The sequence below is a fragment of the Paenibacillus herberti genome, assembly GCF_002233675.1.
Classification (GTDB): Bacteria; Bacillota; Bacilli; order Paenibacillales; family Paenibacillaceae; genus Paenibacillus_O; species Paenibacillus_O herberti.
The window spans coordinates 721,270-735,137 of record NZ_NMUQ01000002.1; the positions used below are offsets into that span (position 1 = coordinate 721,270).

12 protein-coding genes are annotated in these 13,868 nt (G+C 48.0%); 3 read left to right on the forward strand and 9 right to left on the reverse strand.

All coding sequences use genetic code 11. From position 1 onward, the window contains the following. Positions 1-75 precede the first annotated feature (75 nt). From CGZ75_RS15680 to CGZ75_RS15690, 3 genes are read right to left on the reverse strand one after another with little or no spacing between them, the layout of a single operon-like run. On the reverse strand, positions 76-1,701 hold the full coding sequence (locus CGZ75_RS15680; RefSeq protein WP_141136787.1) for a response regulator: 1,626 nt from the start codon (positions 1,699-1,701) through the stop codon (positions 76-78). Then, positions 1,698-3,506: a cache domain-containing sensor histidine kinase gene (locus CGZ75_RS15685; protein ID WP_176444872.1), complete on the reverse strand. Its 1,809-nt coding sequence runs from the start codon at positions 3,504-3,506 to the stop codon at positions 1,698-1,700. Before CGZ75_RS15685 ends, CGZ75_RS15680 begins: the two co-directional genes overlap by 4 nt. A gap of 10 nt (positions 3,507-3,516) precedes the next feature. Beyond that, on the reverse strand, positions 3,517-3,927 hold the full coding sequence (locus CGZ75_RS15690) for a hypothetical protein (protein ID WP_141136788.1): 411 nt from the start codon (positions 3,925-3,927) through the stop codon (positions 3,517-3,519). Positions 3,928-4,312: 385 nt separating this feature from the next. Here CGZ75_RS15690 and CGZ75_RS24650 point away from each other — a divergent pair, with 385 nt between their 5' ends. Next, positions 4,313-4,570 carry a hypothetical protein gene (locus CGZ75_RS24650; protein ID WP_176444873.1) on the forward strand — a complete coding sequence of 86 codons (258 nt, stop codon included), beginning with the start codon at positions 4,313-4,315 and terminating at the stop codon, positions 4,568-4,570. Positions 4,571-4,616: 46 nt separating this feature from the next. Next, on the forward strand, positions 4,617-5,096 hold the full coding sequence (locus tag CGZ75_RS15695) for a hypothetical protein (protein ID WP_089525213.1): 480 nt from the start codon (positions 4,617-4,619) through the stop codon (positions 5,094-5,096). Between the two features lie 269 nt (positions 5,097-5,365). Here CGZ75_RS15695 and CGZ75_RS26520 read toward each other — a convergent pair whose 3' ends face one another. Beyond that, positions 5,366-5,560: a zinc ribbon domain-containing protein gene (locus tag CGZ75_RS26520; RefSeq protein ID WP_089525214.1), complete on the reverse strand. Its 195-nt coding sequence runs from the start codon at positions 5,558-5,560 to the stop codon at positions 5,366-5,368. A 185-nt stretch (positions 5,561-5,745) separates the two neighbouring features. Between CGZ75_RS26520 and CGZ75_RS25385 the strand changes: the two genes are divergently transcribed. Next, entirely contained in the window at positions 5,746-5,952 is a 207-nt protein-coding gene (locus tag CGZ75_RS25385; RefSeq protein WP_089525215.1) for a hypothetical protein, read from the forward strand. Positions 5,953-6,219: 267 nt separating this feature from the next. Here CGZ75_RS25385 and CGZ75_RS15710 read toward each other — a convergent pair whose 3' ends face one another. The 5 genes from CGZ75_RS15710 to CGZ75_RS15730 form a co-directional block, all read right to left on the reverse strand. Next, on the reverse strand, positions 6,220-11,538 hold the full coding sequence (locus CGZ75_RS15710) for an S-layer homology domain-containing protein (protein WP_089525216.1): 5,319 nt from the start codon (positions 11,536-11,538) through the stop codon (positions 6,220-6,222). Between the two features lie 293 nt (positions 11,539-11,831). Next, a complete protein-coding gene (locus CGZ75_RS15715; protein WP_089525217.1) occupies positions 11,832-12,326 on the reverse strand; it encodes a hypothetical protein in 495 nt (164 codons plus the stop codon). Positions 12,327-12,600: 274 nt separating this feature from the next. After that, positions 12,601-12,849, reverse strand: a complete 249-nt coding sequence (locus CGZ75_RS15720; protein ID WP_089525218.1) for a hypothetical protein — start codon at positions 12,847-12,849, stop codon at positions 12,601-12,603. A gap of 69 nt (positions 12,850-12,918) precedes the next feature. Continuing rightward, a complete protein-coding gene (locus CGZ75_RS15725) occupies positions 12,919-13,110 on the reverse strand; it encodes a hypothetical protein (RefSeq protein WP_089525219.1) in 192 nt (63 codons plus the stop codon). A gap of 219 nt (positions 13,111-13,329) precedes the next feature. Further along, positions 13,330-13,827 (reverse strand): hypothetical protein, encoded by a 498-nt coding sequence (locus CGZ75_RS15730; RefSeq protein WP_089525220.1) that lies wholly within the window; start codon positions 13,825-13,827, stop codon positions 13,330-13,332. Between the last annotated feature and the right edge of the window lie 41 nt (positions 13,828-13,868).

Here is a 13,868-nt window from a genome sequence, read left to right on the forward strand (position 1 = left end):
TCTTATTTTCGGCATCTTTGGTCATGTTTTCACAACAAAAAGCCCAGCTCTCGAAAGAAAGGCGGGCTGTATTCCTCATATTTTCTTACGTTTAAATTCCAAAGGCGTCATGCCGGTTACTTTTTTAAACACCTTGGATAGATAACTGCCGTCTGGATAACCGACGATTTCAGGCAATTGACCGATAGGGATATTCCCTTCTAAAATAAGAGCTTTGATTTTATCGATTCGCACCAGCGTGACGTAGTCATTGTAGCTGCTGCCCGTTTCTTTTTTGAACAGCTCGCTGAGATAGTTTTTGTTCAAATGCACATAATCCGCCGCTTGCTGCAAAGAGGCGCCGTCTGCATATTGTAGTTTCACATAATCACATACTTTGCGGATTGCCTCGCTGTAAGGATGCCGCAGCATGTCGGCGGTTGCAGTGACATCGGATGCACGAGCAAGCAACCAACTCGTCACATGTCCAAACGTAGGCAAGTTGACCATTTCCTCATGCGGGCTATCCCTATCGGGCGAGTGGCCGTTATCACCTGATGCAACGCTCAATCGGCGCAGCATTCGCTGCAGTAAAAAGACAGCTTCCACGCCAAAAGCCTTTACTTCTTTTTCGCTCCATACCATCTTCCTCCCCACATCCTCCAGCACTTCTTGAAGATAGGGAGAGATCATCTCAAATTGATTGGTGTCCAGCAGTTCCGATAGGGTTTGCAAATACTTCTGCAAAGGGGTATGGGCAGCATTCGGCGTCATCGGCTCATCGGAATGCCAGGAAATATTTTTCCTACCGTAAAATCGCTTATGACTCAGCACCGCTCTTGCCTCTTCCAATTGCTGACCTATAGAAGAGAATTGCAGGGCAGGCAAGCTGATCCCGACAGAAACCGATAATCCAAGATGATCCTGCAAGTAGTTAGAGATGCGCTGTGCATACTGCAGCGTCGTTTCCCGCAGCGACTTCTCGGACCAGTGCCCGTAGTTGAACAGCGCGACATAATACTCCTTTTCAAAAACGAAACAGCAGCCGCTCTCCGCCTCTGTAAGCAAAGTCTCATCGATTATGTTCATCACGGCGGAGTCCAGCAGCACAGAGTCCTGAATTTTCACTTGTTCCTTCCGATTAGCTGGATCATCGCTCCGAATGACCATCACCATCAAATGTTTGCTCCGCAGCGGAATACGCAGCGTCCCCATTTTCTCCTCAAACTCGTGAGCGCTGATCTTCTTCCCATACACCAAATCGCTGAAAAATAACGATCGCAGCGCCAATTGATTAACATTAATCGTGCTTTTCAAGCTGTACACTTCTCGGTCGCGCAGTCGTTCCTTCTCGATTTCTTGCTTGACCCTTCCCAAAACCTTGCTAAGATCGGAAGCGGTTATTTCCGCCTTTAGAATATAATCACTCGCGCCCGCTTTAATCGCTTCAGACGCATATTGAAACTCACTGTATGAGCTCAGAATAAGACTTTCAATCGCAGGCCGCTCTTGTTTCAAGATGCGGATGAAGGAGATGCCGTCCATGACGGGCATTTTAATATCGGTAATGACAACGTCGACATCCATCGTCCTGCAAACGTCCAGCGCCTCTTTCCCATTGCTGCATGACGCAACCAGATTTATTGGAAGCTCCGTTTTACTTAGTAGGATCTCCAGCCAGCGCCGGATTTGAGCTTCATCGTCGACAATTACGATATTCAAGTCTCTTTCAACTCCTCTACTCGAATGAAACAAGGCCAGCTAAGCAGAATACAGGTTCCTTCATTACCGGAATAGATCACTTCCAACCCGTATTTATTGCCAAAATGAGTTTGCATCCGGGTATGTACATTATGAATTCCTACCCCGCTTGCAGTAGCTAACAGTCTTTCCGTCAGTGAAGATCCATCCTCCGCCGCATCGGCTTCTATCGCAGAAATTCCGACGCCATTATCCGTAATCCGCAGCTTGATTGTATCCTTGTCCTGCCAGCCCTCAATCGTTATTTTCCCTGGGCCAGTCTTCGGTTCGATGCCATGGAAGATCGCATTTTCCACCAGCGGCTGCAGCAGCAGCTTCAGCGTTCGATAGGAACCTATCTGCTCTTCTACGTGGATATACACCTGCAATTTGTCGTATTGCCGCGCCATCTGTATGTTCACGTAATTTTGCAGGTTGTCGAGTTCCTCGGCAATCGTGATGTATTCACTTTCGTCGGAGAGAGTTTTTCTGAGCAGCTTCACTAGCGATACAATGACTTGATCTACTTTGTCCACCGGTTCTGTGACGAGCATCGAGCGGATTGAGGCAAGCGTGTTATATAAAAAATGAGTACTGATTTGCGATTGCAGATTTTGCATTTCGGTCTTTCTTTTTAACTCCTGCTCCATAATGACGCGGTCCCTTAAATCTTCGATATTCCCGACCATCCGATTGAATTTATAGGCTAGCTCACCAATTTCATCATTGCCCCCAATGTCCGTTCGCTCACTCAGATCGCCCATCTCGACCCGCTTCATGCTCGTATACAACCTGCGAATGGGCACCGATAATCGCTTGGCGATCCAGTAGGACATAAGCACGGAAAGCAGCATTAACACGGCAAGGACGATTAAAGTCAGCCATTGCGACTTGTTTACATCTTGAAGCAGCATATCTAGCGGTGTATAGGACACGAGGGTCCAGCCTGTGCTCTCTACTTTGTAATAGGTTACTAACATCGGTTTGCCGTCTTTGTTTACGTTGAAGTTACCCTCATTCCCAACAAAAGAGCTATAATACGCCGAGTCCAGCATGGAATCGCCGAGCCTTTGTTTATCCGTCGCGGAAATTACGGAGCCCGCTTTATCGAAAATAGTCATTTGCTCGTCTGCGGTAACGGCATCCGCATACTGCTTGTACAGAAAGCTTTCGCCAACATTAATCATCAAAAGGCCGATAGGTTTGTTGTTTTCGAAGTCTTTCAGCAGTCTGACCGCCGATACATATTGATCTTCATCGATCGTCGGTTCGAGACGTTGTGTAGCGTTGGACACCCAAGTAATTCGACCGTCCTGAGCAACGGCTTCTTGGTACCAAGGATACTCTTGCAATGTGTTTATGCCGATACGCGGGCCATTATAGAAGGTGTGCAGCTCCACGTTGTTGAATCCAAAAATGGAGGTGTAATACTCCAGCCACGTATATGCATAGCGATAAGTTACAATCAGCTTGGTCAGGAATTGCTTCTGCAGCCGTTCCTGGTAAGCTTTGTCGCCAGCTGGGCTTAGCAGCAAGGATCGCAGCTCTTCATTGGAAAAATAGATCGTTGAAATCGCATTCAAATCGGAAGCCATGATCCCGATTTTTTGGGAAATAAGTCGGAGGGAGTTCAGCTTAGCCGCCCCTGCTTGTTCTTCAATCGTGTTTCTTGAAATCGTTAAGGAAATATAACTGAATAAACCGAGGGGCAGGACGACCAGCGCCAGGAAGGAGAGGAGCATTTTCTGCTGTACGCTGCTTCGCTTGATGAATAACCACTTAAGCATGAAATTCCCCTCACCTTCCGAAAGTAACTCTAGCATTGGTTTCGGTTTTAATATGGACAATTATAATACAGTCGGATGGTGAGGACTTGCCTCGTTCAACTAACTGTTGTACAAAAGGCTCGCGCTCTCCAGGGTGATGGAATTTTATCGCTTCGTAAAGCTCTGACGTCTTCTCTTGATCAACCGTCGGATCATATATATTCACCTTATCGCTAGCCCTGCACTGTACATCCTTCAATCCTAAGCGGTGAAAATATAACGGGAGTTTCAAGCCGATATTCCCGTCTTTGCCTGTACGCCTAACATCCCGTTCGAATAGCTCTTGAAGCAATCCAAGCGGAATCGCTCGCGACTGCTCAATTCCCTCGAAATAGAAACTGGCATTATTGCTGATCCAATGCGTCTCAAATGCGACTAACATCCCTTCAGGCCTGACACAATGAATCATTTTTTCAAGCATTTTCAGCGGATCGCATTGATGAAGTAGAACCGCGTGGCAGACAGCGAGGTCATATTGTTTCTCTTAATCCGCAGCCAAAATCAATGATTTGGATCGGTTTCTCAATCTTCCAGACTTTATCAACAAGAAATTGAATGTAGTCGTCGTTATAATATAGGTCTACTGATTTCTTTAAATACTCGAATGACTATCCCAATAATACGTCTCCATCCTGCATCTCCTCTTCCTTTTATTACAAGCTGCGGTCGCTAAAAAAATGGTACTGAAAATTCCCATTTAAATATAGACTTATATGTAATTTTGTTCTATCTTATTGTTTATCCATGCCTTTAGCGATGATTCTGACTTGTTTATTTCATTGGTGATTGTTACAAGTATTCCTGAGAATCATCCAGTCCAAAGCGAAAAACCAATCAACATCCACTCCGGCGAGCCGTTTGAACAGCATCGCTTTTCCTTCATAACCGGCATCGCGCCGTACGGGCCGATGTCTCCGAGTCAAATCAGGCGCAGCGAGTTGAGCTTGACCGCACCGGCCTGCTCCTCAATCGTGTTGCGGCAGCTGGTGGGAATAGGAAGTATGGATGAGCCCGCACCATTCTAACGATCTCTCATATGATGCTGATATAGCTCTAATGGGAGGCTTCTTTATGAAATTAGGAACCGTATTAGTTTTGTTTATTTTACTAGTCATTGTTACGAGTGTTTTTTACAGTCCTGTCCAAGAGCGTAGTCCAGAGAACACAGGCCCCGGGATTTTGGCTTCGTCTACATTCTACGTTTATAATGAGACGGCCAACTTTACTATGGCAGGATACGATTTTTCTGGAAGTTTCGAGGAACCGCTTCCTGACCCCAGAAACCATATAATCGTACCGGGTCGTCGATCAATCTTTCAACTCATTGCGCCGAGATGCAGCTATCCCCCTCTTGTTGTCTGCACTGGGTCCGGTGTAGCACCTTTTTCAATAATTAATCCTCAAGGTAATCAATTAGGATACGTTCACGTAAAGTTATCCCTGTTAAAAATATCGGGGGGCCCTCTTACAGGCATTGGTGTGGATGTATTTAGCGCCCCGGTTGTCGCCGTAACGCAGAATGGAAACACCGCGATAATTAGGGATATTTGACCGTCAAATTTCATGCGAGATTTATGCCAAGAAACATTCTAGCTGTTCAATAGAAAAAAGCTCATATATAAGACAGAAATCACCCTGATCTGCACCCCTTGGAATAAACATTGGAACCCTTTTGGGTATGACAAATGCTATCCTAGGTGAACTACACACCACCTTCGCTAACGCTTAGAGGTGGGTGCTTCCTATTCAATAGAACTAACGTTCCAAGTTTTTCTAGGCTCTAAGGGATGTTCCATCCCCAGCATGTACCATTTACATGACTAATTTAAGCAAGTTTTGGCTGCGTTTATATCTCGGTCATGCACCGTTCCACATTCAGGGCATAGCCATTGTCTTACAGCTAAATCCTTTGTTCCAGCATGTTTGTATTCACATACATGAAACAACTGGCTGCTGGCATTTATCTTATTGTTTATCCATGCCTTTTTTATCAACCGGTTACAGCATTTAAGCATGCTGCTTTTTTATTTTCTCAATACCCAAAAGGAGGTGTCCCACAAGCCTATGGCCTGCGGGACACCTCCTTTTGAATCTTACATTTCAAACAGCTTACTTAACTAAACTCTTAAGTAGCTCATTTTTCACTTTCACGCGACGGGACTTGAACAAGAAATAATGAACGGGAGAGATCAAGACTATTATGCTACGCAGTATTATATTAATTATCCTATTATTAATGACAACGGGATGTGAGATGGGAATAAAAAGGGGTGACTTTACACAAGAAGCATTGAAAATTTTTGAAATATTAGAAATTAGTATTGAGCACATCGGATTTCCTCAATCTGAAATAGAAAATATAAACGCTTTTTACGATAAGGAATTTAACCCCAAAGATGAAGATTAAGAAGTTGATAATGCGGGTGCACGTTAATTTTCTTTTGGACATGAATCTTAAAGATAGAGACGACCCGAAAAATAAAAAAGTAGCGGAAGAGCTATCTAATGAACTTAAGAAAATCAGGAAACAACTGTCCTCATCCAGTAAAGAAGAGTAAGCAGCATGACATTGAACCTATTCTTCAATAATACTCAAAAAAAACAAGCTGGCCCCGGTAATCGACCGGGGCCAGCTTTCTTCTACACTAGTTAGTATCTACTACACGGGCTTGATTTATTTAGCAGCCGCCTTCAACCTCTCAAGAAGGTTCATCACAATCTGTGCCGCCTCCGCGCGAGTCGCTTCGCGCTGAGGTGCAAATTGGTTCTTGCCCATGCCTTGCATCAGCGACGCTTCCGACGCTGCCGCTACATAGGACTTTGCCCACGCAGGGATACTCCCAGCATCGGCGAAGGAACTAGTGCTTCCCTCTTGCACCGGAAGGCCAAGTGCGCGAACGGCCATAACGGCCATTTCGGTGCGGGTAATGGTTTCACTCGGAGCGAACTGATCGGCGCTTCGTCCCGATACGATGCCTGCCTTGACGGCGGCGGCTACGGCATCCGCATACCAGGAATCATTCGGCACGTCACTGAACGCTGAAGCTGTTCCACCCGTCTTTAATTGCAAAGCATTGACCAGCAGAGCTGCGAATTCTGCTCGCGTCGTTTGGCGATTAGGACTGAACAGATCAGCTTCTGTTCCCTGTACGATATGCTTCGCGGCAAGAATCTGCAGTGTGCGCTGGGCCCAATGTCCCGCAGGAATATCAGAGAAGCTTTTTTTGTATTCAAGGACAGCATAAGTGCCGGACTGCTCAACATTGAGTTCGACTTGCTTGTTGGCTTTATCGGATACGCCGCCGACGTACTCCCAGCTCTTGGTGTTGGTATCATAGGCGTAAATACCGATAAGCTCCGAATCTACTTCTTTGGAATCGTAAGGAAGCGCGAGTGTAACACCCTCGTTTAAAACTCCCGCTATTGACTGGCTCTTACCCGAAATCAGCAAATTGATGCTAACTTCATAGGCTTGTCCCGAGGCTTTCAGTCCGCTGGTCACACCAGGGGCCTTTGATGAATCCTTGATCGGATTAAGCTTCACCTCAACCGACGCATCACTGCTGTTGCCAGCCTTTTGCTTGAGCGCTTTGACTGCCGCTTCGCTCAGAGTGATGACAACGTCACCTCGTTTTACCTGAATCTCGACGTCATTCAGCTGAATCAGAGAAATGATTGCTTTTTGGTGCTGTGAATTAAGCTCAGCAACAGCTTTTCCTTCCTGAATCTGTACGTTACTTAAAACCGAAGGATCAGGAGTTGCTGTGGCTGCAGGAGTTCCAGTTGGTGTAGAAGTTCCTATTGGTCCTGGCGTTGCCGTTGGTTCTGGTGTTACCGTTGGTCCAGGTGTAGCTGTTGGCCCTGGTGTTACCGTTGGTCCTGGTGTTACCGTTGGTTCTGGCGTCGTTGTCGGCGTCGGGCTAGGCCCGGAAGCAACCATCAATGCCACTTCATCGGAAGAAACACTCTCGCCGTAAGCGTTGTGAGCTTTGACGGCGAAGTAATACGTTCCAGCTTCCAATGCAGCCGTCTCGTATTCCGTGGCGCTACCCGCGTTCAGTACATTCGGGTAAACACCGCTTTCCGTGCCGTACAGCATGCTGTAGCCAGTCGCATCAGCGGAAGCGGACCAGTTCAGCTTCGCTTTTTTGTTTTCAACGGAACCGCTCAAGGTCGGTACGGCGAATGGCGTACTTTTCAGCAGCAAGTAACCAAATTGATCCGGCGCCTTAATGGAGCCGATGCCGCTGTTGTACTCAATCCAGCCGTTGCGTACGTCGCTGTTGCCTGAATTCGGACGGCTGCTGTCGCTGTAGTTGGCCAGGAAGGAAATGCCGAGCTCGGAGCCCTCTTGCGCCGTCACTCCTGCAGGCAGCAGCTCATTCCAAGGAATGGACATTTCATAGACTGTTTTCTTCGTTGCTTCGTTACGGCTCACATGGAACGAACCGGCCGTGAATACACCTGCTTGACGTCCAGCAACAGCATTGAAGCGGTAAGCCAGCATTTGGCCCGTATTGGAGAGGCCAAACGCAATCTCGGAATAGCCTTTGGCTCCCGGCTTATTGCCTCTTTGCGGATCAATCGCCAGCTGAACGCTGGAGCCCTTCCACAGATCGGCTGCATTTGTAATCGCCAAGTTATGCTTTTCCTCGGTAATTTCCATCGCCAGGTAAAGGTTGTTGCTGTCCCAGCTCGTGTAGCCTTTGCCGGATAGCTTTTCAGGCGTCCAGCTTTCCTTGAAGCCCTTTTCCATTTCTTTGACCTGAGCAGCCTTGTTCATCTCAAAACCAACCGAAGTCCACTCTTCCAAGTTTCCGTCGATGGCAGGAGCTTTCGCAACGGAAAGGCTGCGCAATGCGTCATGCTGCTTAATAATGTTCATCGCCTTGGATTCCGTAACCGCGCCGGACTGCTCATGGACGCGGTATTGCAGCGTATGCTGACCTTTGCCCAGTCCTTTGACCGTATAGGTGTAAGGATGCTGAGTCAGCTCAGCCAGACGCTGTCCATCCCCGTAAAGCTCCACTTTGGCGATGTCTCCGAAATTCGCCAGATAAGGCGTCACCGTAAATTCCGCCGTCCGAACCATGTCGCCCTCACGCAGAATATTAAAGTCTACGACCTTCGCCGATGCCGGTGCACCAGGGATTTCTCCTGTTACAGCCGACAGAGCAGCCGATGCCGGACCGTTGTTACCATTGAAGTCTTCTGCTTCAACTTTGTAATAATACGTTTGATTCGACTCCGGACGCTCCCGATCAACGAAAGTGGCCTCTTTCGCTTCTCCCACCATATTGGCGTAGGACGGAGTGAACTCCGGCGTTGTGCTGCGATAAATGTTGTAATGAGCAATGCCGCTTCCCGTATCGGCAGCAGCAGACCAGCTCAACTGCACATATCCGTTGACGGTTGCTGTAACGTTTTGAACGGCAGCCGGCGCGGAATCGTCCAGCTCAGCCACTTGCGATCCCATATCGAATCCAGTTGCGGATTGCCATGAAGCGAGGCTCTCGTAAGCCGTGCCGAATTGGCTGGCGCGGAACGCGCTTCCCTCACTGTACACGCGGTTGTTGTTAATCTCGTTGATCAGCGTATCTTGACCAATGTTGAACACGGACGTGCCCGTAACGCCCGATTTCAAAACGATGTTATTACTGTGAATACGGTTGCCCGAATAGTAGCCGTAAGGGTTGGACGAGCTGTTGATGGCGTTAGTGCCTACTACATCGACAATAATCGTGTTGCCCGCTACTTCGATGTCGTGAAGCCCCGTGGACAGATCAGGACGGCCCGTGAAGCTGCCGAGCGCGATTTGGCCTTTGCCATTGCCTTGCTCGCCTTTGTTGCCTTCCACTTTGTTGTTGTTGATCTTCGCGCCGCGATTACTCATCGTCGTGAAGCCATTGCCCTTGTTGTCATGCGTATAGTTGTACTCGACGGTAATGTTATCGCAATACCAGTCGACATTGATTCCTGCTCCATCGTAGCCGGACTCGGAATCTTTCATCTCGGACACCTCATTGAAGCGAATGACCGAGTCGCGGGAGGAGATGTACCATAAACCGCCAGGCCCATAACCACTGGAGTTGGCTTGTCCACCGGCGCGCACGATGTTGCGCTCAATCGCGGAATCATGGGCGTTTTGCACGACGATGCCCTGGTTGCCCATGTTGTACACTTCATTGCTAACGACGTACAGATTTCCGTAGGACAACTGGGAGCGCAGCTCTTCTTGCTTGACGTTATCCCAGCCGGATGTCGTGATGCCATACCAGCCCAGATCATGCACCTTATTGTTGGAAATGACGATATCATTAGCGATTTCCTTGTAGTCGCCGCCCGGCACCTGTGCCGTAACGACGATTCCATTCGTGTTCGTATCCGGAGACGTGCTGAACACTTCGTTGCCGTCGATTCGCAGCCCCTCGTGAACGCGAGAATTATCGTACTCGATCTTAATGCCGTTCGTCACACTGCCCCAGGCAAGCTTTGAGGAAGGGACAGCTTCAACGGCCAGTCCTTGAATGAGCCAGTGACTCAGGTTGAGGCCAAGAACAACCCCGCTGCCCGGAGCATTCGCAGAGATTTTCGGCTTGTCCCCTGTACCGAAGGATGCAATTGTAATCGGCGTTTCTTTTGTACCCGAGCCCCTAAGCGTCAGCTTTTCATTCCAAGTGTCGCCGGATTTAAGCAAAATACGGTCGCCCGGCAGGAAAGTCATACCGCTGATTTTGCCCATCGTTTTCCAGGCTGCCGCTTCGGTCAGACCGTCATTGGCGTCATCGCCTGTGCTGGAGCTGACGTAATACGTGGTATTACCGTCCGAAATAGCCGGGGGAGCTTCTTTCGCAACGATCACATTGTCATAACTCGCTTTGGCGTTGGAAGTGCGCAGCGCGATATGGCCGGATGCAAACGCCGTATCCTGCGCCGTCACAAGCTTAGAGCCATTTACATAAAGCTCTAGAAACTTGCCTGTTGATACGCCTTTAAGTAAATAGGAGACGCCGCTGCTCATCGTAAACGATGCTTCCCCAAGCGTCGTTTCAACTCCGCCGTCGACTTTCACGATTTGCAGCTTGCCGCTTCCCGCATACAACATGCGGTATCCATCGCCGTTTGCTCCACGGCGCAGCGTTACTCCTGCCGATCCGTCCGCCGCAATTTCGCTTGGTTTAATCTGCGTCTGTACGGAGTAGTTCGTCCAGACATCCTGACCGTTACGCGATTCACCGCCGCCAGCATCCGTCTGGCTGTACAACTCATTGGAGTCGCTTCCCAACACCTTGACGTTGTCGAAGGCAACAACCGTCGCCCACGTAGCAAGGCCGATTTTGCCGGAAGGAAACGGCGCATTGTTGTCCGAAACGTTGAGCACTAGCTCACCGTCACGGTAAACCTTGAAGTTGCTGCCCTGCGCATCCACTTTGATGTTTACATATCTGGACGTATCCAGGGAAGGGCCATTGTACGAGCCGATCCAAGGCTGGTTCGACCCGTCCTGTTTGACCAAACGGATGTAGCTGTCGGACATGTACAGGAAGTAGAAGTGCTGCCCGTCCTGATAACGGAATTTGAGCATGGCCCCCGCGCCGCTGGTCAGCTTGATGTCGGATTCCAAGGAATAGTCCGCCCAGGAAAGCTCGCCTGCGAGCAACTCCGAAGCCCCTTCCTCCCTGGTTTGTTTGTAGGCTTTATACGTATTATCTGTAACGCTCGACCAATTGCCGGCGTTGTTCGTCCATCGATCCGCGTTACCGCTTTCAAAATCCTCCGAAAATAAAAGCCCTGCACCGCCGCTGTTTTTGCCCCATGCTCCGCTAACGGGAGTCCAGGAATTCGAGCCGGCATCATTAAAATCATCCTGGAACAGAATCGGATCGGGTGTTTCGGCCGAAACTACCGTCACGGCTCCAGCAACGCTCATCGTCATAAGCAAAAGAGCCATCATGACCAAAACGACCCGATGATAGATTGCTTTCCGCATCATTATTTTCCTCCATTCAAATTGGTTTAGGCAGATTACAACCCCAATATATCACCCAAATTCGACAATGCGACATGTGGTAAGCGCTTATCCTGTCATGTGGTTTTTGATTGACCTGGTCATGTATAAACAGCAAAAAAAACGAGCGGAAAGCGCGGGCCATGAGGGACTTGCTTTCTGCTCGAATGAAACCAGTGTTATGCGGTTAAGTGCTTCATGCGCTTCCTCTTTCAAGCGCGAGAACTTGAACCTTCCCCTTTAATCCTGGGGATTTATTTTTTAGGACCGCTCTTAAACTAATACAAGTTCAAGTAAGCAGGCCACATGCCTGAATTCCTGCCTGGTATCCTAGTATAACTCATTCCAGGCGGTAAACTGATTTGTGTGAATTGGAAGGGCTGTCCGGAATGATACTCCATTCTAAAACTCATACGACCCAATAAATCTCCAGTCTGGGAATAAGCATTGTATACGGCTGTGGTTTCCCCATACCTGGCATCGTTAATATACATGCGGGATCTACCGGGAAATGCTTTAATTGTCTCGTTATCTAGATCGCGCCGGATACCCTTATTGCTGAAACTTTGTAATATAAAACTATTAGCGGTGTAATTTTCAACTACGTAGCCGAACACAGCTAAGGTTCCAGGTTCAGTCGACTCAGGATCAATCTGGTCAAAGGGGTCTTTGTAGAACGTGTATACGATTACCACTAGTAAAATAAACAACACTAGAGTGATACCAAGACTGGAAACATGGAAACGATTCGAATTTACATCTTTGATACTCAAGCAAATCCCTCCTAAAATATATTTCCATATATTCTATGCAGGTGGAGGGATTTTGGAAGATTACATCTGTCCGTTTTTTATAGCTAAATAATAAAATTGGACTTGCCGCATGGATTGAATCCCAAGAGGCTACGGGATCAGTCCCATCACCGCCGTATGAGCGGCCTAAGCGGAGCCGTTGTTGCCGTTGCGGTCTTCCACCTTGTAGTAATAAGTCGTGTTGGACTTCGGACGAGCGCTGTCCCGGAAGGACGTTCCTGTCGACTCGCCTATCCTACGGGGTGATTGTGATCGGATTCGCTAACGTGCCGGAGCCCTTCAGCGTCAGCTTCTCATTCCAGGTGTCGCCGGATTTAAGCAAAATGCGGTCGCCCGGCAGGAAGGTCATGCCGCTGACTTTAGCCAGCGTTTTCCACGTCGTCGCCTCGGTCAGTCCGTCATTGGCGTCATCGCCTGCGCTGGAGCTGACGTAATACGCGGTATTACCGTCTGATATGGCCGGCGGCGTTTCCTTGGATACCACAACGTTGTCATAACTTGCTTTTGCATTGAAAGCATGCAGCGAAATATGGCCGGACGAATATGCCGTATCCTATGCCGTCACAAGCTTGGATCCGTTTACATCAAGCTCCAGAAGCTTGCCTGCGGATACGCCTTTAAACAAATAGGCCGATGCAATCGATACAGCTTGAGCAATGCTCATCGTCATAAGCAGAAGAGCCATCATAAACGTAAAGACCCGATGATGGATTGTGTTGTGCTCCGCATCATCATTTTCCTCCATTCAAATTGGTTTAAGCAGATTACAACCCCAATATATCACCCAAATTCGACAATGCGACATGTGGCAAGCGCTTATCCTGTCATTTGGTTTTTAATTAACATCAACGTCAAAAAATGAGTGGGTAGCGAAGTCCAAAAAGGACTTACTACCCACTCGAGTAAAGCTTGAATATGCATTTTCACATTTAATTCTGGAATATCTCTATTTTCAGGGCCACTTCTAAATAGATTGCAATCGCAATTGAGCGGGCGCTCCTGAACTACTGCCTTCCCGCGTAGTATATCTGCTATTTGGCGGCGTACTGATGCCTGAGAATCGGAAGGGCGCTCCGTAATCATAGTCCATCGTAAAAGTCAGTTGGCCTACCACAACTCCGGCTGTGTTAAGTGCATTGTATCTGGCAGTGGTATGTCCATACCTACTATCATTTATAATCATAGGGACTATCGGACCATATGAATAGATGGTTTGGTTTGTTGAACTGCGCAGAATCCCCCTATTACTGAAACCGTCGAGTATAAATGTATAAGGGGCTGAACTATCAATCAGAAAGGCTAGAAAAGCAGAGTTGACGGGGTCGAGCGGATCAGAATTAATAGGGTCAATGGCGTCTTGATAGCATGTGGTTACGATTACAACCAGCAAAATAAACAACACAAGAATAATACCGAGACTGGAAGCAGTGGAACGTTTCAAATTCACATCTTCATAACTCAACTAAATTCCTCCTGAAATATATTTCTCGTTTATTTTATGAA